This window comes from Mesorhizobium sp. M0590, assembly GCF_040320905.1.
In the GTDB taxonomy this organism is placed as follows: Bacteria; Pseudomonadota; Alphaproteobacteria; order Rhizobiales; family Rhizobiaceae; genus Mesorhizobium.
Genome location: NZ_JAMYQN010000024.1, coordinates 41,166 through 63,798, shown reverse-complemented (window position 1 = coordinate 63,798; position 22,633 = coordinate 41,166). Strand labels below are relative to the sequence as shown.

Annotated in this window: 26 protein-coding genes; 6 read left to right on the top strand and 20 right to left on the bottom strand. The window is 62.0% G+C overall.

What is annotated here, in order from left to right:
• Positions 1-98: 98 nt before the first annotated feature.
• The 4 genes from NKI52_RS28430 to NKI52_RS28415 are packed head-to-tail and all read right to left on the bottom strand — an operon-like array spanning position 99 to position 2,841.
• The gene (locus NKI52_RS28430; protein ID WP_352646369.1) at positions 99-839 is read right to left on the bottom strand and encodes an ABC transporter ATP-binding protein; all 741 of its coding nucleotides are present in this window, start codon (positions 837-839) and stop codon (positions 99-101) included.
• Positions 808-1,605, bottom strand: coding sequence for an ABC transporter permease (locus tag NKI52_RS28425; protein WP_352700422.1), 798 nt, complete (start codon positions 1,603-1,605; stop codon positions 808-810). Before NKI52_RS28425 ends, NKI52_RS28430 begins: the two co-directional genes overlap by 32 nt.
• Positions 1,602-2,588, bottom strand: coding sequence for an ABC transporter substrate-binding protein (locus tag NKI52_RS28420; protein WP_352700421.1), 987 nt, complete (start codon positions 2,586-2,588; stop codon positions 1,602-1,604). The genes NKI52_RS28425 and NKI52_RS28420 overlap by 4 nt, the downstream gene beginning before the upstream one ends.
• 43 nt (positions 2,589-2,631) lie before the next feature.
• Entirely contained in the window at positions 2,632-2,841 is a 210-nt protein-coding gene (locus tag NKI52_RS28415; RefSeq protein ID WP_352700420.1) for a hypothetical protein, read from the bottom strand.
• Between the two features lie 364 nt (positions 2,842-3,205).
• Between NKI52_RS28415 and NKI52_RS28410 the strand changes: the two genes are divergently transcribed.
• Positions 3,206-3,586 (top strand): c-type cytochrome, encoded by a 381-nt coding sequence (locus NKI52_RS28410; RefSeq protein WP_352578022.1) that lies wholly within the window; start codon positions 3,206-3,208, stop codon positions 3,584-3,586.
• 61 nt (positions 3,587-3,647) lie between these two features.
• Here NKI52_RS28410 and gph read toward each other — a convergent pair whose 3' ends face one another.
• From gph to NKI52_RS28360, 10 genes are all read right to left on the bottom strand, one after another.
• Positions 3,648-4,349: a phosphoglycolate phosphatase gene (gene gph / locus NKI52_RS28405; RefSeq protein ID WP_352646192.1), complete on the bottom strand. Its 702-nt coding sequence runs from the start codon at positions 4,347-4,349 to the stop codon at positions 3,648-3,650.
• On the bottom strand, positions 4,346-4,903 hold the full coding sequence (locus NKI52_RS28400) for a thioredoxin family protein (protein ID WP_352700419.1): 558 nt from the start codon (positions 4,901-4,903) through the stop codon (positions 4,346-4,348). The genes gph and NKI52_RS28400 overlap by 4 nt, the downstream gene beginning before the upstream one ends.
• A gap of 21 nt (positions 4,904-4,924) precedes the next feature.
• Positions 4,925-5,611 carry a ribulose-phosphate 3-epimerase gene (rpe, locus tag NKI52_RS28395; protein ID WP_023678833.1) on the bottom strand — a complete coding sequence of 229 codons (687 nt, stop codon included), beginning with the start codon at positions 5,609-5,611 and terminating at the stop codon, positions 4,925-4,927.
• Between the two features lie 62 nt (positions 5,612-5,673).
• Positions 5,674-6,612 carry a CbbX protein gene (cbbX, locus tag NKI52_RS28390; RefSeq protein ID WP_023678834.1) on the bottom strand — a complete coding sequence of 313 codons (939 nt, stop codon included), beginning with the start codon at positions 6,610-6,612 and terminating at the stop codon, positions 5,674-5,676.
• A gap of 7 nt (positions 6,613-6,619) precedes the next feature.
• Positions 6,620-7,054 (bottom strand): ribulose bisphosphate carboxylase small subunit, encoded by a 435-nt coding sequence (locus tag NKI52_RS28385; protein ID WP_023678835.1) that lies wholly within the window; start codon positions 7,052-7,054, stop codon positions 6,620-6,622.
• 18 nt (positions 7,055-7,072) lie between these two features.
• The gene (locus NKI52_RS28380; RefSeq protein WP_084641467.1) at positions 7,073-8,566 is read right to left on the bottom strand and encodes a ribulose-bisphosphate carboxylase large subunit; all 1,494 of its coding nucleotides are present in this window, start codon (positions 8,564-8,566) and stop codon (positions 7,073-7,075) included.
• A 21-nt stretch (positions 8,567-8,587) separates the two neighbouring features.
• Entirely contained in the window at positions 8,588-9,667 is a 1,080-nt protein-coding gene (gene fba / locus NKI52_RS28375; RefSeq protein WP_352700418.1) for a class II fructose-bisphosphate aldolase, read from the bottom strand.
• Positions 9,668-9,679: 12 nt separating this feature from the next.
• Positions 9,680-11,701 carry a transketolase gene (gene tkt / locus NKI52_RS28370; RefSeq protein ID WP_352700417.1) on the bottom strand — a complete coding sequence of 674 codons (2,022 nt, stop codon included), beginning with the start codon at positions 11,699-11,701 and terminating at the stop codon, positions 9,680-9,682.
• 10 nt (positions 11,702-11,711) lie between these two features.
• A complete protein-coding gene (locus tag NKI52_RS28365; RefSeq protein ID WP_023678839.1) occupies positions 11,712-12,584 on the bottom strand; it encodes a phosphoribulokinase in 873 nt (290 codons plus the stop codon).
• Between the two features lie 5 nt (positions 12,585-12,589).
• On the bottom strand, positions 12,590-13,636 hold the full coding sequence (locus tag NKI52_RS28360) for a class 1 fructose-bisphosphatase (protein ID WP_352692469.1): 1,047 nt from the start codon (positions 13,634-13,636) through the stop codon (positions 12,590-12,592).
• Between the two features lie 123 nt (positions 13,637-13,759).
• On the opposite strand from NKI52_RS28360, the gene NKI52_RS28355 reads away from it, so the two are divergent.
• Complete coding sequence (locus NKI52_RS28355; protein ID WP_352700416.1) at positions 13,760-14,719, top strand: LysR family transcriptional regulator; 960 nt, start codon at positions 13,760-13,762, stop codon at positions 14,717-14,719.
• 199 nt (positions 14,720-14,918) lie between these two features.
• Here the strand turns inward: NKI52_RS28355 and NKI52_RS28350 are convergent, their stop codons facing one another.
• Both NKI52_RS28350 and NKI52_RS28345 read right to left on the bottom strand, forming a co-directional pair.
• Positions 14,919-15,377: a nuclear transport factor 2 family protein gene (locus tag NKI52_RS28350; RefSeq protein ID WP_023678842.1), complete on the bottom strand. Its 459-nt coding sequence runs from the start codon at positions 15,375-15,377 to the stop codon at positions 14,919-14,921.
• A gap of 111 nt (positions 15,378-15,488) precedes the next feature.
• Positions 15,489-15,851 (bottom strand): hypothetical protein, encoded by a 363-nt coding sequence (locus NKI52_RS28345; RefSeq protein ID WP_352700415.1) that lies wholly within the window; start codon positions 15,849-15,851, stop codon positions 15,489-15,491.
• Between the two features lie 79 nt (positions 15,852-15,930).
• Between NKI52_RS28345 and NKI52_RS28340 the strand changes: the two genes are divergently transcribed.
• The 4 genes from NKI52_RS28340 (at position 15,931) to NKI52_RS28325 (ending at position 19,237) form a co-directional block, all read left to right on the top strand.
• Positions 15,931-16,509, top strand: a complete 579-nt coding sequence (locus tag NKI52_RS28340; protein WP_352700414.1) for a TetR/AcrR family transcriptional regulator — start codon at positions 15,931-15,933, stop codon at positions 16,507-16,509.
• 46 nt (positions 16,510-16,555) lie between these two features.
• Positions 16,556-17,860, top strand: coding sequence for a beta-ketoacyl-ACP synthase II (fabF, locus tag NKI52_RS28335; protein WP_352578012.1), 1,305 nt, complete (start codon positions 16,556-16,558; stop codon positions 17,858-17,860).
• 66 nt (positions 17,861-17,926) lie between these two features.
• Positions 17,927-18,742, top strand: coding sequence for an oxidoreductase (locus NKI52_RS28330; RefSeq protein ID WP_352700413.1), 816 nt, complete (start codon positions 17,927-17,929; stop codon positions 18,740-18,742).
• Positions 18,743-19,036: 294 nt separating this feature from the next.
• Positions 19,037-19,237 (top strand): hypothetical protein, encoded by a 201-nt coding sequence (locus NKI52_RS28325; protein WP_023678847.1) that lies wholly within the window; start codon positions 19,037-19,039, stop codon positions 19,235-19,237.
• A gap of 27 nt (positions 19,238-19,264) precedes the next feature.
• Here NKI52_RS28325 and NKI52_RS28320 read toward each other — a convergent pair whose 3' ends face one another.
• The 4 genes from NKI52_RS28320 to NKI52_RS28305 all read right to left on the bottom strand — a co-directional run bounded on the left by NKI52_RS28320 (position 19,265) and on the right by NKI52_RS28305 (position 22,618).
• Positions 19,265-19,894 (bottom strand): hypothetical protein, encoded by a 630-nt coding sequence (locus NKI52_RS28320; RefSeq protein ID WP_352700412.1) that lies wholly within the window; start codon positions 19,892-19,894, stop codon positions 19,265-19,267.
• Positions 19,894-20,754, bottom strand: coding sequence for a lanthanide ABC transporter permease protein PedC (locus tag NKI52_RS28315; protein ID WP_352458846.1), 861 nt, complete (start codon positions 20,752-20,754; stop codon positions 19,894-19,896). The genes NKI52_RS28320 and NKI52_RS28315 overlap by 1 nt, the downstream gene beginning before the upstream one ends.
• A gap of 11 nt (positions 20,755-20,765) precedes the next feature.
• Complete coding sequence (locus tag NKI52_RS28310) at positions 20,766-21,554, bottom strand: lanthanide ABC transporter ATP-binding protein PedB/LutE (RefSeq protein ID WP_352700411.1); 789 nt, start codon at positions 21,552-21,554, stop codon at positions 20,766-20,768.
• 98 nt (positions 21,555-21,652) lie between these two features.
• Entirely contained in the window at positions 21,653-22,618 is a 966-nt protein-coding gene (locus NKI52_RS28305) for a YVTN family beta-propeller repeat protein (protein ID WP_352700410.1), read from the bottom strand.
• Between the last annotated feature and the right edge of the window lie 15 nt (positions 22,619-22,633).

Sequence of the window (22,633 nt, the reverse complement as noted above, 5' to 3'; positions counted from 1 at the left end):
GCGAAACAGGCGCGCGTGGCGGTGCCTCACAGTCTCGCCGTTTCTATTGGCTATTGGCTGCAAAATACCTTGCAATCCGCATTCGAGCCGTAAGGCGATCAGGCCACACCCGGAAATTTTTGCTGGAATGACCGCAAAAGGTCGCTCATCACCAGTGGATTGCGATGCTGCCTCGGCACTCTTACGTCGAACATGCCGAGCACGTGGGCTGGGCGCTGCTCAAGCACGATGATGCGGTCCGACAGCATCAGTGCCTCGCGCAGATTGTGCGTTACCATCAGGGCGGTCGTAGGCCGCGCCGACCACACGGTCAAAAGCAATTGCCGAAGCCGCTCGGCGGTCTGTTCGTCGAGGGAGGCAAAGGGTTCGTCCAGGAAAAGTACCGCCGGTTCGGTGGCGAAGGCCCTGGCAAGCGCTGCCCTGCGCGCAAGGCCGAGCGAAAGCTCCGCCGGATAGAGCGAGCGCATGCCAGCGAGGCCGAGAGTGTCAAACAGCTCGTCGAGACTCTTCGCTCTTAGGCTTTTCGGCAGCGCCAGCCTGACATTCTGCTCCACCGTGCGCCATGGCAGCAAAGTAGGCTCCTGGAACACGGCGGCGATGCGGTTCGAGCCGCCTTGCGGCAGTTGGAAAGAGCCGGAAAAGTCTTTGTCCAGTCCAAGCAGGATGCGCAACGTCGTGGTCTTGCCGCAGCCCGACGGCCCAAACAGGCAAGCGAATTCGCCCGGCCGGACCTCGAAGGACAGACCCTGTAGCGCCGTGATCGACACGCCTTGCGCGGACCTGAAGGTCTTTTCGGCGATGTCGACCCTAAGCGGGACGGCGGCGCCAACGGGTTGCATGTCGTTCAATGGGCTGCACCAGGAGAAGTTCGATGACAAGCATCACCGCCACGAAAGCCAGCGTGTACGCAAGAATGGCGGCGACGTCGAAGAGCTGGAAATAGAGATAGATCTGGAAACCGACGCCATTGGAGCGGCCGAGCAGTTCGACCACCAGGACGATCTTCCATATGAGGGCGATGCCGGACCGCGAGGCCGCGGCAAAATAGGGCTGCAGTTGCGGCAGCAGGACATGGCGGATGCGCTCGAGTGGGGCGAAGCGGTAGACGGCGGCCATTTCGGCATAACGCGGATCAAACGCCCTGGCGCCTTCGCGCATCGTCACCACGACATTCGGGATCTTGTTCACGGCAACTGCGCCAATCGCCGCCGCCTCGTTGAGGCCGAACCAGATATAGGCGAGCACGATGACCACCAGCGCTGGAATGTTGAGAAACAGGACCACCCACGGACTGAAGAACCGGTCCGCACCGCGGTAGCTGCCGAGGATGACGCCGATGACCGAGCCGATAATCATTGCGACGACGTACGCCGCAGCAACTCGTCCGAGCGTCGCGCCAAGATGATAAAAAAGGTCACCGCTCGCCGCTTCCCTGAGCAGGACCTGCCAGACCTGCCCTGGTGGGGGGAAAGCACGGCTTTGCCACAGATGAGCCGCGAGGCCCCACAGCAGGCAAAGTCCAATCAGGGAAACCGTTACCGTCAGCGCTGGCGTCAGCACCGTCGCAAAGCCGGATCGACCCGACTTGTCTTCCGTTGCGGTCATTTCGCGAGTTCCGGCCAGAACGTGCCGGGCGCCATCTCGGGCGCCCTGCCAACCAGCTTTTCGCCGCCTATCGCGGCCAGCACGTGATAGAGTTTGCCCGCATCGCCCGCTTCTTCGGCGACCGGCCGTCTTGGGATGCCCTGGCGATAGCGGTCGCGCAGTTTTTCCAGCTCCTTGCCTTCTGCTCGAATGAGCGGCGCCAGGCGCAGCCATTCATCATCGGATTTGGCCAGCAAGTCCTTGGCCTGCTTGGATGCCTTCAAGAAGCCCTGGGCGGCATCCGGATTGTCGCTCGCCCATTGGTCGTGGAAGACGTAGCCGAGCGCCGACACGGGGCCCGAGGCACCAAGCGCTTTCGTCGCGTCATCCGCACCGATCAACCGACGAAAGCCATTGGCCTCGAGCCGGGCGCAGAAATGCCAGAAATTGAGCACGGCATCGAGTTCGCCTTGCACCGCCTTTTCAGAAATCAGCGGCGGCGCGCCAAAGACGACGTCACAGGCTGTCGGCAGGTCGAGGCCGTGATCGCGTCTGGCCAGCGCCTGGACCAGCAGCCAGCTCTTGTCGAGCGGGCCGCCGGCGACACCGATTTTCTTTTCCTTGAGGTCGGCGAGCGTCCGGATCGGCGATTCCTCCTTCACCATGATTGCCCCCACGGCGGTCGAATAAGGGGCCAATGTAAGGTCGCCGCCCTCGGAGCGCTGGCGCGAGACCCACAGCCAGTCGGTCACGATCATGTCGATCGCGCCGGCCAGCAGGGCGACGTTGGTCGCATCCTCCCCGGCGAAGTAGACAATTTCCAGATCGATCCTGTTGGCCTCGTTGAGCTTGTGGCGTTTCAACGTATCGAGTTCCCAGCTCACGGTGCCGAACTTCAGGACACCAATTCGGACCTTAGCGGCCGCAAAGACGGCAACCGGCTTTGAGGCGAGGATGGCCCCCAGAGCCGCCAAGCGCAGCGTCGTGCGCCGCGAAATCATCATGGCGTCTCCTCTTTTAGGGTCGTCGACGAACCAGGAATGTCGATCAAATCGCTCGTTCCTTGCTCGGAACGGCACATTTCCAGCGCACGACCTTGAGACTCGGACGTTCCTGAGACCATTTTGCGATCTCGGCGGGCGCCAGGAACATGCATTGGAACAGAGAGCCGCGGCTCTCGAAATAGAGATGTTCATCTCGGCAATTGCCCGGATTGGCGCTAAGGCACACCGTTAATATGAGATCGACCATGTCCATTTGGCACTTATCGTCGCCTGCGCGGCGAACTCTCCAGAGTTCGTGCTTTGGAGTTGCGCGGATTCCTGAAGGTGCCCAAACAGCAAACCGGTTGGAGTGAGGCTACGCGTTCGGCCAACAGGCGTCAATGATGTGGACCGCGTGTCGCTACACACTTCCCTTCGCGCAGTCGGGAAACGAAACAGGACCTTTGTACGATTGACTTCTTTCATCGGCAGTCTAGCTTTTCGAGGCGTGCAGGTGCTGCCAGTCCGGGGAGGAAGGACGAATAGTTCGCTCTCCCGCTTTAAAACGAATGCCGGCGATCAAGGCATCGACACGCGTAAAGTGTCCCGGGCACTCACACGATCAATGAGGAAATGCCATGCGCGCAGTCGCATTTTTCGCCGCCGTGTCCGTCGCCACCTTTGTCACTACCCAGTCTCAGGCACAGGATGCCGCGGCGGGTGAGAAGGTGTTTGCCAAATGCAAGGTCTGCCACGTCGCAGACAAGGATCAGAACAAGATCGGTCCGTCCTTGAACGGCGTTATCGGCCGAACGGCCGGGACGCATCCGGGGTTCAGCTATTCCAAGGCCATGACCGAGGCCGGCAAGTCCGGCGTCAAATGGGATGAGGCCACGCTGACGACCTACCTTCGCGATCCCAAGGCGATGGTCAAAGGAACCAAGATGGCGTTTGTCGGCCTCAAGAAAGACGAGGACATCGCCAACGTCATTGCTTATCTGAAACAATTCTCAAAATAACGCGGTACCGCCGGCCGTTGGACTGCGCTCGGCCGGCGTTGGCTCGGCTTTGCGCATGGGGTCACGCAGCGTCTTGCAGCCTCTGCATCGCTGACGGCAGATCGAACAGGCTGTCGCAAACGAGGTCGGCGCAAAGCTCTTCAACGGGAATTTGGCTGTATCCGCCACGCAGCAGAATGACGGCCATGCCGGCGGCGCGGGCGGCGGCCACGTCGGCGCTGCTGTCTCCGACCATCAGCGTGTCACGAGGTTCGACCTGAAGCAGGTCGAGCGCCAGCAACAGCGCGTCTGGCGCCGGTTTCAATGATGTCACCGCGTCTCCGCCGACGATCGCGCCGAGATATTCCGTCAGCCGAAAATGCAGCAGGATTTCGCGAGCCGCCAGCTGCGGCTTGTTGGTCACCACGGCCATGGCTATTCCGCTCAAATGCAAGTGCGTGAGAACCTCCCTGACGCCAGGCATCAGCCTCGTGCGGCCGGTCAGATGCCTGCGATAGATCGGCGCCATGACGCGGTTGGCCTCATCGAGTGCGATGCCGAGGAGCGGCGTGCCGGAAGCCGCGACGGCCCTTTCGACCAGTTTCCTGATGCCGCCGCCGATCATGGCCTTGACCTGATCCAGCCGCAGCGGCGGCAGATCGCGGCCGGCCAGCAATTCGTTGACGGCGGCCGCAATATCAGGCGCCGAATCGACCAGTGTGCCGTCGAGATCGAACAGGATCGCCTTGGGCGAGCGAAACGGCCTGCCTGCGCCGACGTTCATGCGGCACCCTTCCACTTGATCGAACAGCCGATCGAAGCGATCTGGTCAAGCGGTCCGTCCCCGGTTCGGGCAACTTGCTTCATCGCCTCGAACAGGTCGCGCCTCAGCCCGGGCAATTCGGCGTCGCGTCGCGACGCGTCCAGCCGGCCGCGATATTGCAGCGTCAACTCGCTGTTGAGCCCGAAGAAATCCGGGGTGCAAACGGCTCCGTAGGCGCGCGCCACCGTCTGGTGCTCGTCGTGGAGATAGGGGAAAGTGAAGCCGTTCGTCCTGGCAAAGGGCTTCATGTTGTCGAAGGAATCATCTGGATAGGCGTCGCTATCGTTGGAGTTGATCGCGACAAAGCCGATGCCTTCGGCCTTGAGGTCATTGGCGTCGCGCACCATCCGTGAAATCACCGCCTTCACATAGGGGCAGTGGTTGCAGATGAAGGCCACTACCAGCCCGTTCGGGCCGGCGTGGCTTAAGATCGAATGCGATGTGCCGTCGACGCCGGGCAAAACGGCGTCGATGGCTCGCCAGCCGAAATCGCAGACAGGTGGGATTGCCGCCAAGATTTCCTCCGATGAAATGGTTTACGCCGCTTTCCGGATCGCCCCGTCGGCCGCCTGCCTGATGGTGCCGATATTGGCGCGATAGGCCGCCTCGGTGCCGCCCTTAAAGATGGCCGAGCCGGCGACCAGCACACTGGCACCGGCCGCGGTGACAAGCGGAGCGGTTTCGGGCGTGACGCCGCCGTCGATCTCTATGTCGATCGGACGATGGCCGACCAGCGCCTTGACCCGCCTGACCTTATCGACGACCGCCGCAATGAAGGCCTGGCCGCCGAAGCCCGGATTGACCGTCATCAGAAGCACCAGATCGAGCCGGTCGAGTACATATTCGATGACGCTTTCCGGCGTTGACGGGTTCAGCGACACGCCGGCCTTCTTGCCGAGATTTCTGATTGCCTGCAGCGAACGGTCGAGATGCGGTCCGGCCTCGGCATGCACCGTAATGATGTCGCAGCCGGCATCGGCGAAGGCGCCGAGATAGGCGTCGGCCGGCGCGATCATCAGGTGGCAGTCGAAGACCTTGTCCGTTCGATTACGGATCGCCTTGACCACCGGCGGACCGAAGGTGATGTTGGGCACGAAATGGCCATCCATCACATCGAGATGGATCCAATCGGCACCCGCCCGGACGACCGCTTCGACCTCGTCGCCGAGCCGCGAGAAGTCCGCGGAAAGCACCGAGGGCGCGATGATTGTCTTGGTATCCATGGTCGTCGGCTCCCATTCTGTCGTCCGTTTCCGGTCGCTGCACACCAACCGCCGTCATCTTGTCAGCGCGCCTTCGTCTCCGGTTCGCCTTCGAGCTTACCTTCCGCGAACACGCGGCTGCCGCGAATATCGGATTCCTCAATGGTGATAAGATCGATTTTCGTCAACGCCCGGTCGCGCGATGCGAAAAGCCGGCTGGCCTGGCGAAGCCGCGCCCGGTCGAGGCTATTGCGAACGGAGCGGGCGTTGGAGAAATGCGGCAGCCGCATGCGGATCGGGAGATACTCTTCGAGCGCCTTGGCCGCCGCTTCGCTGAGACGGTAATTCTGTTCCGCCAGCATGATCTCGGCGATTGATTTGAGTTCGCTGACGCCGTAGTCCGGAAAATCGAGGTGATGGGCGATGCGCGAGCGCATGCCGGGATTGCTGTCGAAGAAGCGGTCCATCTTGTCCTTGTAGCCGGCAAGGATCACAACCAGATCGTCACGGTTGTTTTCCATGCATTGCAGCAGGATTTCGATCGATTCCTGGCCGTAGTCGCGTTCGTTCTCGGGCTTGTAGAGATAGTAGGCCTCGTCGATGAAAAGCACCCCGCCCATGGCGCGCTTGATCACTTCGCGGGTTTTGGGCGCGGTGTGGCCCACATACTGGCCGACGAGATCGTCGCGCGTCACCGCGACCATGTGCCCTTCGCGGACATAGCCAAGACGATGCAGGATTTCGGCCATTCTGAGCGCCACGGTGGTCTTTCCGGTACCGGGATTTCCCGTAAAGTTCATGTGCAGCGTCGGTGCGCCAGAGATCAGCCCGAACTTGCGGCGAAGCCGGTCGACCAGGAGCAGCGCAGCGATCTCGCGGATGCGGTTCTTGATGGGCTTCAGGCCGACGAGTTCGCGGTCGAGCTTGTCCATCACCTCGTCGATGTTGGACGCCTCGAACTCGGCCTGTAGATCAACCGATTCGCCCTGCGCGGCAGCGCTCTTTGCTATCGCGTCCAGCATGGTTCGCCTAGCTCCGTTCGCCTTCGGGCCTGTCGGTCGCATAAGGCACGATCGAATAGCCCTGACTGCGGCCGTCACGCTCTTGGCGCAGCAGCCGGAACCCGGGTTCATTGGGTGGCCGGTTGACGATGAATGACATGCGCGGTGCTTCCCAGCCCTTGGTCGAATCGAAGGCGGTGACCCGGACATACATGTTGGGCATAGCTTTCCGGCAATTGTTGACTTCAAGCAGGATGCCCGCCGGGTCCCTCAGGTCGAACATCGGGTTGCCGTACATTTCCCAATAGGTGTTTCGCGGATGTGGATCGTCCGTGTACTCGACGCTGACCGCCCAGTGGTTTTTCAGTGCGTATTTGATCTGCGCTGAAATCTGCTCATCGGTTAGCTCGGGCAGGAACGAAAACTGTCCCTGCGTGACCTTGTTTCCGGGATTGGTCATCATGGCGACGGTTCCTTTCGTCTAGAAGCTCGGCGTTGCGGTTGGTACAAAGTCGGCCGTGTCGGTCGATTCGTAGTTGAAGGTGACGTCCTTCCACGTCTCCAGGGCCGCCTTGAGCGGCGTGCACCATCTGGCCGCCTGTTCGAGGATTTTGGTCCCTTCGCGCAGATAGTCGCGGCCCTCGTTGCGGGCGAGGATCATCGCCTCCAACGCGACGCGATTGGCCGTCGCGCCGGCCTGGATGCCGTCCGGATGGCCGATCGTGCCGCCGCCGAACTGCAGGATGACGTCCTCGCCGAGATAATGGATCAACTGGTGCATCTGGCCGGCATGGATGCCACCGGAGGCGACGGGCATCACCTTGTTGAGCGAGGCCCAGTCCTGATCGAAGAACAGCCCGGTTTCGAGGTTCTGCGGCGTGCGCTCCTCGCGCAGCGTGTCATAAAACCCCTTGATCATAAGCGGGTCGCCTTCCAGCTTGCCGACCACCGTGCCGGCATGGATGTGATCGACGCCGGCCATCCGCATCCATTTGCAGATGACGCGAAAATTCATGCCGTGGTTCTTCTGGCGCGAATAGGTCGAGTTGCCGGCCCGGTGGAGGTGCAGGATCATGTCGTTGCGGCGTGCCCACTTGGCCATCGACTGGATCGCTGTGTAGCCAATGACGAGGTCGATCATGACGATGCAGGAGCCAAGCTGTTTTGCAAATTCGGCGCGCTCGTACATGTCCTCCATCGTGCCGGCGGTGACGTTGAGGTAATGGCCCTTGACTTCGCCGGTGGCGGCCGACGCCTTGTTCACTGCCTCCATGCAGTAGAGGAAACGGTCGCGCCAATGCATGAAGGGCTGTGAGTTGATGTTCTCGTCGTCCTTGACGAAGTCGAGGCCACCCTTCAGCGCCTCGTAGACGACGCGGCCGTAGTTGCGGCCTGACAGGCCAAGCTTCGGCTTCGTCGTCGCGCCGAGCAGCGGCCGGCCGAACTTGTCGAGCCGCTCACGTTCCACCACGATGCCGGTCGCCGGGCCCTGGAAGGTCTTGAGGTAAGCCACCGGGATGCGCATGTCCTCGAGCCGCAAGGCCTTGACGGCCTTGAAGCCGAACACGTTGCCGATGATCGATGCAGTCAGGTTGGCGATGGAGCCGGGCTCGAACAGGTCGAGGTCGTAGGCGATATAGGCGAAGTACTGTTGCTCGATCCTGGTGCCTGGACCTGTGTTCGGCACCGGCTCGGATTTGAATGCCTTGGCGCGGTAGAGCTCGCAGGCGGTCAGCCTGTCGGTCCACACCACGGTCCATGTCGCGGTAGAGGATTCACCGGCGATGGCGGCGGCCGCCTCCTCGTGGTCGACGCCGGGCTGCGGCGTGATCCGAAACATGGCGATCAGGTCGGTCTCCTTGGGCCGGTAGTCCGGCTCCCAGTAGCCCATCTTCTTGTAGGGGATGACGCCCGACCTGTAGCGTTCCTTGCCTTCCTTGAGCGTGCCTGCTGAGGGCATGTCGATCTTGTTCATGGCAGGTCTCCTGTTTGCCGCTCAGGCGGCTTTCGCGGTTGCGATTTGGGGGTCGAGCTTTCCTGCGGCGTAACGTTTCGCCATCTCATCCATGGCGATCACCCTGATCTTCGACGCGTGGCCTGCGGTGCCGAAGCGTTCGAAGCGATCGCGGCAAAGGTCGCGCAGGGCGTCCATGGCGGGTTTCAGGAATTTACGCGGATCGAATTCGCGCGGGTCCTCCGTCGCAACGCGGCGGAACTGCCCGGCCATGGCTATTCGGCAATCGGTGTCGATGTTGACCTTGCGCACGCCGTAGCGGATGCCGCGCTCGATTTCCTCGACCGGGACGCCAAAGGTCTGGGGCATCTCGCCGCCATAGTTGTTGATGATGTCCTGCAGTTCCTGCGGCACGGAGGAAGACCCGTGCATGACCAGATGCGTGTTGGGCAGCTTTTCGTGGATCGCCTCGATCACCTGCATGGCCAGGATGCCGCCGTCAGGCTTGCGGCTGAATTTATAGGCACCGTGTGAGGTACCGCAGGCGATCGCCAGCGCGTCGACCCGGGTGGCGGTCACGAAGTCGACCGCCTGGTCGGGATCGGTCAAAAGCTGGTCATGGGAAAGCGCACCTTCGGCGCCGTGCCCGTCCTCGGCCTCGCCCTGGCCGGTTTCCAGCGAGCCGAGCACGCCGAGCTCGCCTTCGACCGAAGCGCCGACCCAATGCGCCATGCGTGCGACACGTTCGGTGATGGCGACGTTGTAGTCGTAGCTCGCCGGCGTCTTGGCGTCCGCCATCAATGACCCGTCCATCATCACCGAGGTGAAGCCGTGGCGGATCGCCGACAGGCAGGTGGCCTCGTTGTTGCCGTGATCCTGATGGATGCAGAGCGGAATGGCCGGATGGATTTCGGTCAAAGCCTCCATCATCTTGGCCAGCATGATGTCATTGGCATAGGAGCGGGCGCCGCGCGAGGCCTGGATGATGACCGGCGCATCGCAGGCCCTGGCGGCCTCCATGATGGCGAGGCCCTGTTCCATGTTGTTGATGTTGAATGCCGGCACCCCGTAGCCGTGCTCGGCGGCATGGTCGAGAAGCTGGCGAAGGGTGATGCGGGCCATTGTCGGTTTCTCCTAGATGATGAGCTTCAGCGCCGCTGCCGCGACGGCTTCGGGCGTGATGTCGAAATGCCGGTAGAGATCCGGGGCAGGGGCGCTGGCGCCGAAACCGGCCATGCCGACGAAAGTGCCGGTGTCGCCGATCCAGCGGTCCCAGCCGAGCCGTGCTGCGGCTTCGATGGCAATGCGGGGCGCCGAGCCGAGGACGGCCTTGCGGGTGCCGGCGTCCTGCTCCTCGAAAAGCTCCCAGCACGGCATCGAGACAACCGCCGCGGCGACGCCGTGCTCGGTCTCCAGCCGTAGGGCGGCGGCAACCGCGATTTCGACCTCCGAGCCGGTGGCGATCAGCGTCACCGCGCGGTGCCCGGCTGGCTCGCGCAGGATGTAGGCACCCCGGCTCGACCGGTTCTCGTCGCTGTGTGGCTCGCCGCTAGGTGCTTGGCGCAGCATCGGCAGGTTCTGGCGCGAGAGCACCAGCACGCTCGGCCGCTTCTCGCTTCTCAGCGCCAGTTCCCAGCACTCCGCCGTTTCGATGATGTCGGCCGGGCGGAAGACGTTGAGGTTTGGCGTCGCCCGCAGCATCGCCAGGTGCTCGACCGGCTGGTGGGTCGGGCCGTCCTCGCCGAGACCAATGGAATCATGCGTCATCACATAGATGACGCGCTGGCCCATGAGCGCCGAGAGCCGCATCGCGCCGCGCGCATAGTCGGCGAAGCACAGGAACGTGCCGCCATAAGGCACGAAGCCGCCATGCAGTGCGATGCCGTTCATGGCTGCGGCCATGCCGTGCTCGCGGATTCCATAGTGGATGTAGCGGCCGGCGTAGTCGCCCGGCGCGATGCGGTTCATACCCTTGGTGATCGTCAGGTTCGAATGCGTCAGATCGGCGGAGCCGCCGACGGTCAGTTCGGTTGCGCCATTGATCGCAGCGAGTGCCATTTCCGAGGCTTTTCGCGTTGCAACCTTGGTGGCCTTCCCGACATGCTCCTTGCGGAAAGCGCCGAGTGCTTCGAAGACCGCGTCGGGCAGGGCGCCAGCGACCGCGCTCTCGAAGGCCTGCCGCCGTGGTGAGGCGGCAAGCCGCTGCTCCCAGGCGCGGCGTGCCGCTTGACCGCGGCCGGCAATCTCGCGCCAGGCGAAAAGGATATCGTCCGGCACCTCGAACGGCGCGAAGGCCCAGCCGATGTTTTCGCGCGTCGCGGCGATCTCCGCATCGCCCAGCGGCGCGCCATGCGTCTTTTCCGAACCGCCCAGATTAGGCGCTCCCTTGCCGATCACCGTGCGGCAGGCGATCAGAGACGGCTGGTCCGATTGCTGCGCCGCTTCGATTGCCGCCGCAACGGTTTCGGTGTCGTGGCCGTTCACCGACTGGACATGCCATCCAGCGGCTTTGAACCGCGCCGGCTGGTCCATCGATGTCGACAGGGAAGTGGGCCCGTCGATCGAGATCGCATTGTCGTCCCAAAAGACGATCAGCCGGGAGAGCTTCAGGTGACCGGCAAGATCGATCGCCTCGTGGCTGATGCCTTCCTGCAGGCAGCCGTCGCCGGCGATCGCGTAGGTGAAATGGTCGACGAGATCGGCGCCGTGGCGGGCAGCAAGCATGCGCTCCGCCAGCGCCATGCCGACAGCGGTCGAAATGCCTTGTCCAAGCGGGCCGGTCGTCGTCTCGATGCCAAGCGCATGGCCATATTCCGGATGTCCGGCGGTGCGGCTGCCCAGCTGGCGAAACCGCTGCAATTCTTCGATAGGCATGTCTTCAAAGCCTAGCAGGTAATGCAGCGCATACTGCAGCATCGAGCCGTGCCCGGCCGACAGCACGAAGCGGTCACGATCGGGCCAGTTGGGGGCCGACGGATCGATATTGATGAAGCGGCTGAACAGCACCGTTGCGACATCGGCCATGCCCATCGGCATGCCCGGATGACCGGAATTGGCCTTTTGGACACTGTCCATCGCCAGTGCGCGAATGGCGTTGGCCATGTCGCGCTCCGAGACGGCGGCGACGGGCTTCAGTGCTGCTGCTTGGCTGTTCATGGCGTCCTCCTCACGACACACGGTTCTTGCGTTCGATCAATTGCAGGATGAGCGGCGTCAGGATCAGCTGCATGGCAAGGTCGAGCTTGTTGCCGGGCACCACTATGGAATTCGGCCGCGACATGAACGAGTCGTGGATCATCGAAAGCAGGTAGGGGAAATCGATGCCGCGGGGATTGGCGAAGCGGATAACCAGCATCGATTCGTCGGGCGTCGGTATCCAGCGCGCGATGAATGGATTGGACGTGTCGACGATCGGCACGCGCTGGAAGTTGATGGCGGTCTGCGAAAACTGCGGGACGATGTAGCGGACATAGTCCGGCATGCGACGCAGGATCACGTCCATCACTGCCTCGGTGGAATAGCCGCGCGTTGCGCGGTCGCGATGGATCTTCTGGATCCATTCGAGATTTATGACCGGCACCACGCCGATCTTGAGATCCGCGTGCCTGGCCAGGTTGATCTTGTCGGTGACGACGCAGCCATGCAGGCCCTCGTAGAAGAGCAGGTCGCTCGGCGGAAATTCGCGCCATTCGGTGAAATGTCCCGGCGGCGTGCCGTACTGCTTCTCCTCATCCTCATCATGGATGTATGTGCGGGTCTTTCCGGTTCCCCGGCGGCCATATTCCTCGAATACCTCTTCGAGGATTGCCAGTTCATTGGCCTCGGCATGGAAGTGGGTGAAATTCGGATTGCCCGCCTTTTCCTCCTCGGCCACCTTCGCCTTCATCGTGGCGCGGTCGTAGCGATGGAAAGCATCGCCTTCGATGAAGGCGGCCCCGATGTTCTCGCGCCGGAAGATCAGCTCGAAGATGCGCTTGACAGAGGTGGTGCCTGCGCCCGACGACCCGGTGATGGTAATGATGGGGTGCTTTGCCGACATGGTCTTCAGGCCCTGAAAAGGCCGCGGCGGCTGAACAGCGGCGCGCGCTCGCCGATGGCGCTCGGCTCGGTGTGGTAGCGGGTGATGCGCGCGACTTCCCGCGCCGATCCGAAAACCATGGGCACGCGCTGGTGAAGGTTCTCTGGTTCGATTTCGAGGATGCGGGTGATCGTATCGGTGGCGGCACCGCCCGCCTGTTCGACGAGATAGGCGATCGGGTTTGCCTCATAGACGAGGCGCAGTCGCCCCTGGCGGTAAGTCTTGCGCTTGTCGCCTGGATACAGGAACACGCCGCCGCGCATCAATATGCGGTAACAGTCCGCGACCAGGGAGGCGATCCAGCGCATGTTGAAGTCCTTCTCACGTGGGCCTTCGGTGCCTTCAAGGCAGTCGTCGATGTAGAGCCGCACCGCCTCGTCCCAGTGCCGGTAGTTGGCGGCGTTGATGGCGAATTCCTGGGTACGCTGGGGGATGACCCGGCTCTCATAGGCCTGGACGAAGGTGCCGAGCCTGGTCGAGAGAACGAAGACATGGGTGCCGCTGCCGAGCGACAGAACCAGCGCCAGCTGCGGGCCGTAGATGAAGAAACCGGCGCCCAGCTGGTTCACGCCTGCCTGCAAAAACGAGGCGGCCGGATTCCCATCCGGCGCACCAATTGCAGGGAGGAGCGAGAAGACCGTTCCGATCGACACGTTGGTGTCGATGTTGGAAGAGCCGTCGAGCGGGTCGATGGCGATGGCAAGAGGCGCTTGCCTGTCGAGCAGCACCGGCTGCTCCAGTTCCTCGGAAGCGTAGAGCGCGACCGGAGCGTGGCGCATGGCGTCGAGGAAGATGTCGTCGGCGAAGACATCGAGATCCTTCTGGATGTCGCCGTCAGCATTGGCGCCGCGGGTTCCCGCAAAGGCCGTGCCGAGCACCCCTTGATTGATGGTGTTGCGGATCGTGGTGGCCGCCTGCGTCAGCTGACGGATGGTCGCTACGACGGCGGAGCGCAGTTCGTCCGGCTCGCCAAGATAGGAGTTCAGAAAAGCGTCGAGCGTTGCCGCTGGCATCGTAACCTCCCGATCCAGCCGCCTCTCCTCGGGTCGGCTGGATTGGGAAAGGAGAACAAACGACGCTGGATAAGTAAAATTCAATAACTTTACTCGGGCAGTAAAAAAATTTTAGTATGCCATATGAGAAACCTCACGCTTAAGCAATTCAAGACCGTTCAGGCAATCATCAGCCACGGAAAAATCGTCAGCGCGGCCAAGGTGTTAGGCCTGTCTCCTCCAGCGGTGACGATCCAGTTGCGGCAGGTGGAGGAGGAGTTCCAACTGGCCTTGTTCGACCGGACGTCGGACGGCATGCGTCCCACTGCCGCAGGTCTGGCCTTCGTCGAGACGGCACAGGCCATCGAGGAGCGGCTTCGTCTGCTCGAAGACAAGATGGATGCAATCAAGGGCGTGCGCGCCGGCAGCTTGCGGCTCGGCGTCGTTTCCACGGCCAAATATTTCGCACCGCGGCTGATGGCCGCCTTCATGAAGGAACATCCCGATATCGACATGCGCCTTGCCATCGGCAACCGCGCCGAGACGATCGACAATCTGAAGAACCACGACATCGATATCGCGCTGATGGGACGCCCGGCCAAGGAAATCCCGGTGCGTGCTTCGGTCTTCGGCGATCACCCGCTGGTCATCATCGCACCGCCCGACCACCCGCTGGCGTCGGCACGCGACATTTCCAAGGAGCGGATCGCCGAGGAGCATTTCCTCATTCGCGAGCCCGGCTCCGGAACGCGCATCTCACTGGAAATATTTTTGAGCGACGTGCCCGGCCGCATCGACGATCTCGGCGTCGAGATGGGCTCGAACGAGACCATCAAGCAGGCGGTGATGGCCGGGCTCGGCATCGCCTTCATCTCTGCCCACACCATCGCTGCCGAAACCGAAGCTGGCCGGCTGGTCATCCTCGACGTCGTCGGCATGCCGATCCGTCGGCAATGGTTTTCGGTGATGCGCAGCGATCACGCGATCTCGCCGGCGATGGCGACCTTCCACGATTTTCTGATGCGCAAGGGCGCGATGTACCTGCCACTGTTCGGCAAGCTCTATCCGCACGAGGAACTGAGCAGTAGAGGTCGCGCGAGTTAGGGCGCGCGGTCCAGGCAAACGCTTCAGATAAACGATGGTGTGTATCAGCGGCGGCTGTGACCTCCTGACCGATGTTCACGAGCCGAGGCATCGCTGGTGGCACGCATTTGCGGAGCCGAGGCGACCGCCCTCCAAGCGCTGGCCCACGCGGTAGCGCCCCCCGCGTTCACGGAACGGGTGGGCTTTGACTGAGCGTCTGCTAGCCTACAATTGGTTCGGCGACAGCTTCTTCGAGGCCAGCTGCCGCTTGGGCGGCAAGACCGCCGGCCGCTGCTTGTGAATCGTAAAATTCCTCAAGTGCATAGACTCTGCCCCACTGCAGGGTGAACACGTGGAGACCACGGTTGACGTACGACGCGTCGCCATTGAGCAGCGTTGCGGTGCCGTCCCACTGGGCAAACACGGTAGTATGCCACGGCCAGCCCTTCACCCAGATGTGGTTGACCGTGAGATGGAGATTGGGCAGGACGCGGCCGAGGCGCTCAAACCAGCGGCGCATGGCTTCTTTGTCGTGGCGCTCACCACCAAGCGCGTGGGCGCCGGAAACGCGGTGATGGACATGCAGCGCGAGTGCCTTCACCGCCTCATCCCAGCGATGGTTGTTGACGTGGTCGAAGCTCTCTCGGATCGATTTCTCGACAAAATAACTGTATAGCATTTGACCTCTCCCCAAACTTATTCGATGGCGTGATCGAGGCACCGTCTGGCGAGCCGAGCGGACGCGAGAGCCCACGGCCAGCAGCACGCCGGCTGCGGTCTGAACTTCGGCTCAGCGTATTGTCGCGTCGGCTCGCAGATGCATGTCAGTCTCGGTCGAGACCGTCACCTCATCTCCGGACCTTGAGAACGCGTAGAGCGAGTCCTGGTGGCCCGGCATGGAAAAGGCCACGGAGTCGTCGTCGGCGAGACCCATGACGACGCGCAGCGGATCGCCCCCGGTCTTCAGCGCGAAGGTGGCGGTGACCTCCAGGAGGCCGCCGTCGACCGGGACGTAGTAGACCACCATGTCAAGGTGTCCCTCGTGCAGGCTGCCGCCCTCGATCGGGCGTCCGATGGTGGCCTCCTCGGCAAAAGCCGGGGCCGCAAGAAACAGCGCAGCCAGGAGCGATGCGCTTAAGGTTTTGCGGATCATTTCGTATCTCCTTTTTAGATTGCGTTCGAACTCTATATAGGCTATAGATTACGAACGCAATCAAAAAAAGAGGTCAACAATGCGCGTAAGTCGTACCCGGGCCGCAGAAAACCGAGAAACCGTAATCAACGTGGCAAGCCGCCTTTTTCGGGAGCGCGGCTTTGATGGTATCGGCCTTAAGGATCTGATGAAGGGTGCCGGACTGACCCAAGGCGCGTTTTACAAGCAGTTCGCATCCAAGGACGACCTGGCGGCGCAGGCGTCCAGGCGGGCGATGGAGAGCGCCACCCGTCGATGGTCGGCCGCGACTGCGGCAAACCCTGATGATCCGCTTGGCGCGGTGATCGCGTTCTACCTCAGTATGGACCATCGCGGAGAAAAGATGGACGGCTGCCCGATCGTGGCGCTCGGCTCGGATGCCGCCAGACAGGGCAAGGACGTGAAAGCGCCGTTCGAAGCCGGGATCAAGGAGCATCTCGAGATCCTCGGCCGTTTCATTGCTGAGACCAGTGACGGGGAGTTCGATGGCAGGGCCATGGCCATTCTCTCGACGATGGTCGGTGCGCTGATGTTATCGCGCGTCATCAACGATCCTGACCTCGCGCAGGCCTTTCTGGATGCGGCGGCCAATCAGGTTCGTGAATCAGCCGGCACTTGAACGGCGTCGCGGCGCCTGCGGCGCGCCCAAACTGACAGGAAAATAGATGCGACGGATTGTTGTTACGGGCATGGGAGCGGTTACGCCCCTTGCTGCCGATGTTGAAACGTCCTGGTCGCGTCTCCTGGCCGGCCGCTCGGGCATCCGGAGGCTTGCGGATGATGTGGTGTGCGACCTGCCGGCGAAGGTCGGCGGGGTGGTGCCCTCCACAGAAGAAGATCCGGACGCTGGTTTCGATCCGGAAGCCATCCTTCCGCCGAAGGATCAGCGCAAGGTAGACCGGTTCATTCTCTTTGCGCTGGCCGCAGCACAAGAGGCGCTCGCCCAAGCAAGATGGGCCCCCGTCTCGGAAGCGGATCGCTTGCGCACGGCCACGATCATCGCCTCGGGCGTCGGCGGGTTCCCGGCCATAACCGAGGCGGTGCGCACGGTCGACCGGCGCGGCGTCCGCCGTCTATCACCTTTTACGGTGCCGTCCTTCCTGGTGAACCTCGCGGCAGGCCACGTCTCGATCCGCTATGGCTTCAAAGGTCCGCTCGGTGCACCCGTGACGGCGTGCGCGGCCGGCATTCAGGCGATCGGCGATGCGGCTCGCCTAATCCGCGCCAACGAGGCCGATATTGCCGTGTGCGGCGGGACGGAAGCATGCATGAATCTTGTCAGCCTCGGTGGGTTTGCCGCGGCACGCTCGCTTTCGACGTCCTTTAATCACCGTCCTGATGAGGCCTCCCGACCGTTCGACAAGTCGCGGGACGGCTTCGTCATGGGCGAAGGAGCCGGCATGCTGGTCATCGAGGAATTGAGCCACGCGCTGGCGCGCGGCGCAAGACCGCTGGCCGAGCTTGTCGGCTACGGCACGACGGCGGATGCTCATCACGTCACCTCCGGTCCCGAGGACGGCGACGGTGCGCGCCGGGCCATGGAGATCGCAATCGCCCAAGCAGGGATTTCGCCCCGCGAGGTTCGTCATCTCAATGCCCATGCGACCTCCACGCCGGTGGGCGACCTGGGTGAGATCGAAGCGATCAAGAGCGTGTTCGGGCGCGATTTCGCGATAGCTGTCAGTGCAACGAAATCGGCGACCGGACACCTGCTCGGAGCCGCCGGCGGGCTCGGAGCAATCTTCGCAATCCTGGCGCTCAGGGATCAGATGGCACCGCCGACCCTCAATCTGAGCGCTCCCGATCCGGCCGGCGACGGGATCGACTTCGTCGCAAACCGGGCCCGGCCGATGGCGATGGGCTATGCAATCTCCAACGGCTTCGGCTTCGGAGGCGTTAATGCCAGCGCGCTGTTCCGGCGCTGGACGGATGATCTGGCCGGCGCGAGTACCGGAGGCGCTCATGATTGACGCCTTTCGCTCCGAGCTTTCGTGCTTCTCCCACGCCAATCCAAAACGAAGAAAGAAGTGACCTCCATGAACAAGACCAATCTAGGCGTCGCCCTGGTGACGGGGGCATCCAGCGGTATCGGGCACACAACGGCCAAAGCCCTGCTGAACGCGGGCTTTCGCGTGTTCGGAACCAGCCGTCGCGCGGTCGTCGACCGATCCGATGGCGTTACCATGCTGGCCTGTGACGTAACCGATGACACGTCCGTGGCGAAACTTGTCCAGGACGTGCTGGCCGAGACCGGGCGCATCGACCTGCTTGTCAACAATGCCGGCGTTGGCCTGCTTGGTGGCGCGGAGGAGTCCTCGATGGCCCAGGCCAAGTCGTTGTTTGACGTGAACGTCTTTGGCGTTATGCGAGTAACCAAAGCGGTGTTGCCGACAATGCGCCGCCAAGGCAAGGGCAGAATCGTCAATTTGAGCTCGGTGCAGGGGTTCATTCCAGCTCCCTATTTCGCGCTTTATTCGTCGACCAAGCATGCCGTTGAGGGCTATTCCGAATCGCTCGACCACGAACTGCGTACTTTCGGAATTCGCGTCGTGTTGGTGGAGCCCGCCTATACCCGCACCTCATTTGAAGAAAATCTCGCCAGGCCGGATCAGTTGCTTGACATCTATGACTCTGCGCGCGCCGGCATGAATGCAGCTGTGCGGAAAGCGATGGAAAAAGGCGATGCGCCGGAAGTGGTGGCCAGGACCGTTTTGGTGGCTGCGACCGATCCCGCTCCGAAGAGGCGCTATGCGGCTGGAAAAATGGCGCGCCAGGTCAGTTTCCTGCGCCGTTTCGTCCCCGCATCCGCTTTCGACAAGAGCCTGCGAAAGCAGAACGGACTGCCGGTCTGAGGTCGACAACAATGATATTCCTGTTTCGGTCGAGCCCATGCGAGAGCGCGTTCCAGGAGTCACATTTTTTGGCACTGGCACAGCCGGACGCGCATCTTCGATGCGCGCGCGTCCGCGACCGAGCCCTGCGGTCGTTGGCGTTAGATTAGCGCCATGTTATATTGCGGCGCGAAAGAGCGGGGGCCACGTTCCTTTCACACCCGTAAGTGATCCGTATGTGCGATCCCTGCAGACTGGTCGGTATCACGGAAACTCCCGGGCATGGGGTTCGGGAATCGAAGGGGACAAGGGGTAATGCTCTACACGCTCGTTATGATGGTCTGCCTGACGGATGTGCCGCAGACCTGTGAACAACGCGAACAGATGGTGGATGGCCTGGCGATGAATCCCGGGACCGCCTTCATGCAGGCGCAATCGCTGGTAGCCCAGTGGATCGAGACGCATCCCGGTTATTTCGTTCAGCGCTGGCGCGTGCTGCCCGGCCGTGGATCGTGATATCCGCCGCGAAGATCGAATGAGGTTCTATTTCTTCGCGGCGAGCGTTTCCGAGACGGCCTTGGACAATTGATAAAGCCGCTGCTCGATTATCGTCGGCACTTCACAGACGTAGGTCAGTGATTGGACGCGTTCATTGAAAATTCGCGTTGCGAATTTCAGCTGTTCGGTTCGCCGATCGATCTCTTCGGGATCCGCATCGGGCTTTGTCCGCAATGCATCGACCTCGGACGCTTCCTTGCGCAACGCGGCGGCCATTTCGAGCTGCTTGTGGGCGTAGCGGGAAATGCCGGAGATCACCTGCGAGCGCTCGGCGTCCAGGTGGTCGAACATGCCTTGCACCATCATCGCCATTTTGGGTGCACGTTGCTCGGCCGGCAAGGAGGCCGCGAAATCCCTGATCTTCTTTTGAGCTTCCGCAATCGGCATCCGGCGAGCTGCCACTTCCTCGATCAGGGCGGAGATGGTGGGGTCCTTCGACCAGTCCTTCGCGGCTGAAGGAAGATCCGGTCCGCTCCAGATCTGGCCGAGCGAGAGTTGCGGCACCTTGCGCTGCATGCAGGGCCAGTCCGGATCGGTGTTTGCCGCCATGGCGTTGACGCCCGGCGCGAGCATGGCGACCAGAGCCAGACCGCGAACATGGATCATTCGCGCCATCAGGCATTTCCTCCCGTGTCCTGTTTGCGGGTCATCAGGCCGCGCGAAGGGTCGTAGGCGATGATGGCGGCGGCAAGGAACAGCAGCGTGCAGCCGGCAACGACGCCCAGCGACAGCCAGTCAACCTGGCCGTAGAAGGCGAAGCGGATCAGTTCGACGGCGTAAGTAAATGGATTGGCGAGGCAGATTTTGTAGAGCAGGGGGCTAGCCTCCTGGATACGCCACAAGGGATAGAGTGCCGGAGAAGCGAAATAGCCGGGAAAGATGACGAAGTTCATGATGCCAGCGAAGTTTTCGAGCTGCTTGATCATTGAGGACAGAAGCATGCCGAGCGCGCACAGCATCATGCCTGACAGGAACAGCGCCGGCAGCACGGTGAGATAGCCAAGCGGCGGCGCCTTGACGCCCCAGAACCAGGCAACGATCAGGAACGCGTAGACCTGCGCGATCGACACGGCGACACCGGCGAGCATCTTCGAGATCAGTAAAAACCAACGCGGGAAGGGGCTGACCAGCAGGGTGCGCATGTTGCCCATTTCGCGATCATAGACCATCGACAGCGAAGACTGCATGCCCGAAAACAGCAGAATCATACCGCACAGGCCCGGCGTGATGTAGACCTCGTAGAGCACGTAGGTCTTGTAGGGCGGGATGATCGATACGCCGAGCACCTGCCGGAATCCGGCGGCAAAAATGAACAGCCAGACGAGCGGCCGAACCAGCGAGGATATAAAGCGCTCGCGCTGATGCAGGAAGCGCAGGCACTCCCGCACGACGATCCCTTTGAGGCAAACGAGGTAGTGGTGGAGCCCAAACTGTTCGAACTTCACCGGCGTGAGGGCGGCGACTTTTGCGGGCATTGCGGGAGCGCTCATGGCGACATCTCCGCGATGCCGCTTGTTTCGATGCGGTTGAGCCTGGAAAAGGCGTCGCGGATCGAACTGGCACCGCTCGTCGCAACGACATCGGCCACCTTACCCTTGGCAACCAGGTCGCCCTGCCGCAGCACGACGACATGGTCGCCGTCTTCGACCTCATCGATCAGATGCGTCGCCCACAGCACGCCGATGCCCTCGGTTTCGACGAGTTTGCGGATGGTGGCCAAAATGCCCGCACGCGACTGGATGTCGAGACCGACCGTCGCCTCGTCGAGCAGCAGCAGGGAAGGGCGGTGGAGCAGCGCCCGCGCGATCTCGATGCGCCGCATTTGGCCGCCGGAAAGACTGCGTGCCTTGTCATGCTGACGGCCCTGCATGTTGACTGTATCGAGCAGCGCGGCAATGCGCTGCCGGGCTTGGTGTCCGCCAATGCCATGCAGCGAGGTGTGGTAGGAGAGGTTCTGGTGGACGCTGAGGTCGAGGTCGAGCGTGCGTGCCTGGAATACGATGCCGACACGCCTGAGCGCTTCGCCCGAAGCGCGGCTGACGTCATGGCCGAAGATGCGGATCGATCCGCGGCGGGTGCCGTAAAGATGGCTGATCAGTGAGAACAAAGTTGTCTTGCCGGCCCCATTGAGGCCGAGCAGAACGGTGAAAGTTCCCGGCGCGATCGAGAATGAGACGTCCTGGAGCGCTCGCTTCGGACCATAGGAATGGCTGATGCCGGCAACATCGAGCGCTGCCACCTCCTCTCCAGCTCCGCTTGTCCTCACATGCTGCATGCCGCTGGCTCCTTCGGGGCGCGCTGGTCATCTAGTGCACTTGCAACATCCCCGCGGCAAATAGTCATCACGTCGGCCTCTCTGATCATTGCTGCGGTCTAGTGGGGCGATATGGCCACGCCCCAAGGCTGCTGGCCCACCGTAACCGATTGAACCGGCTCGTCCGTCGCCGTGTCGATGAAGGTGATGTCGTTGGAATTGCCGTTGGTGGTGATCAGCGTCTTCTGATCGGGGGTGAAGTCGAGATGCCAGACGCGCTGGCCGACCAGGATGTATTTTTCCACCTCGTAGGTTTCGGTGTTGATGACGGCGACGTGGTTCGCTGGGCCGAGCGCGACATAGGCTTTCTTGCCGTCCGCGCTGATTGCGATGCCGACCGGCTGGATGGTTTCGGGCCGCAGTCCCGCAATCGCGAACTGGATCTTCTTCACCACCTCGCGTTTGAGACTGTCGATGACGCTGACGGTACCGCCGATTTCGGCACTGACCCAGATCTGTGATCCGTCGGGCTTGAATTGCGCAAAGCGCGGACGCGTGTCGACCAGGACGTTGTCGGTCACCTCATGGCTGTCGGTATCGATGAAATGCGCCATGCTGGTGGTTTCGGAGGTGTTGACCATGGTTTTGCCATCGGGACTGACGGCCATGCCTTCAGGCTCCACCCCAACGGGAATCTCGGTCATGACCTGCTTGCTCTCGATGTTGATCGCGGTGACGAGATTGTCGTCCTCGTTGGCGACGTAGAGCGTCTTGCCGTCGGGCGAAAGCACAAACAGTTCGGGATCGGGGCCTGATGGCAGCGTGCCAACGATCTGCAGCGTCGCGGTATCGATGATTTCGATCGTATCGTCATCGCTGGCGCACAAATAGATGAACTTGCCGTCATGCGAGATGGTGATACCGCGCGGCCTCTGGCCGACTTCGACGGTCTTCACCACTTGCATCGTCGCCGTGTCGACGACCGTTATCGTATTGTCTTTCTCGTTGGAGACATAAACGGTGTAAGCCCACGCCGGATTGGCCATGAAGCCGAGAATGGCGAGTGCGCAAGCTCGTCTCTGCACGAAAATTCCTCCCGA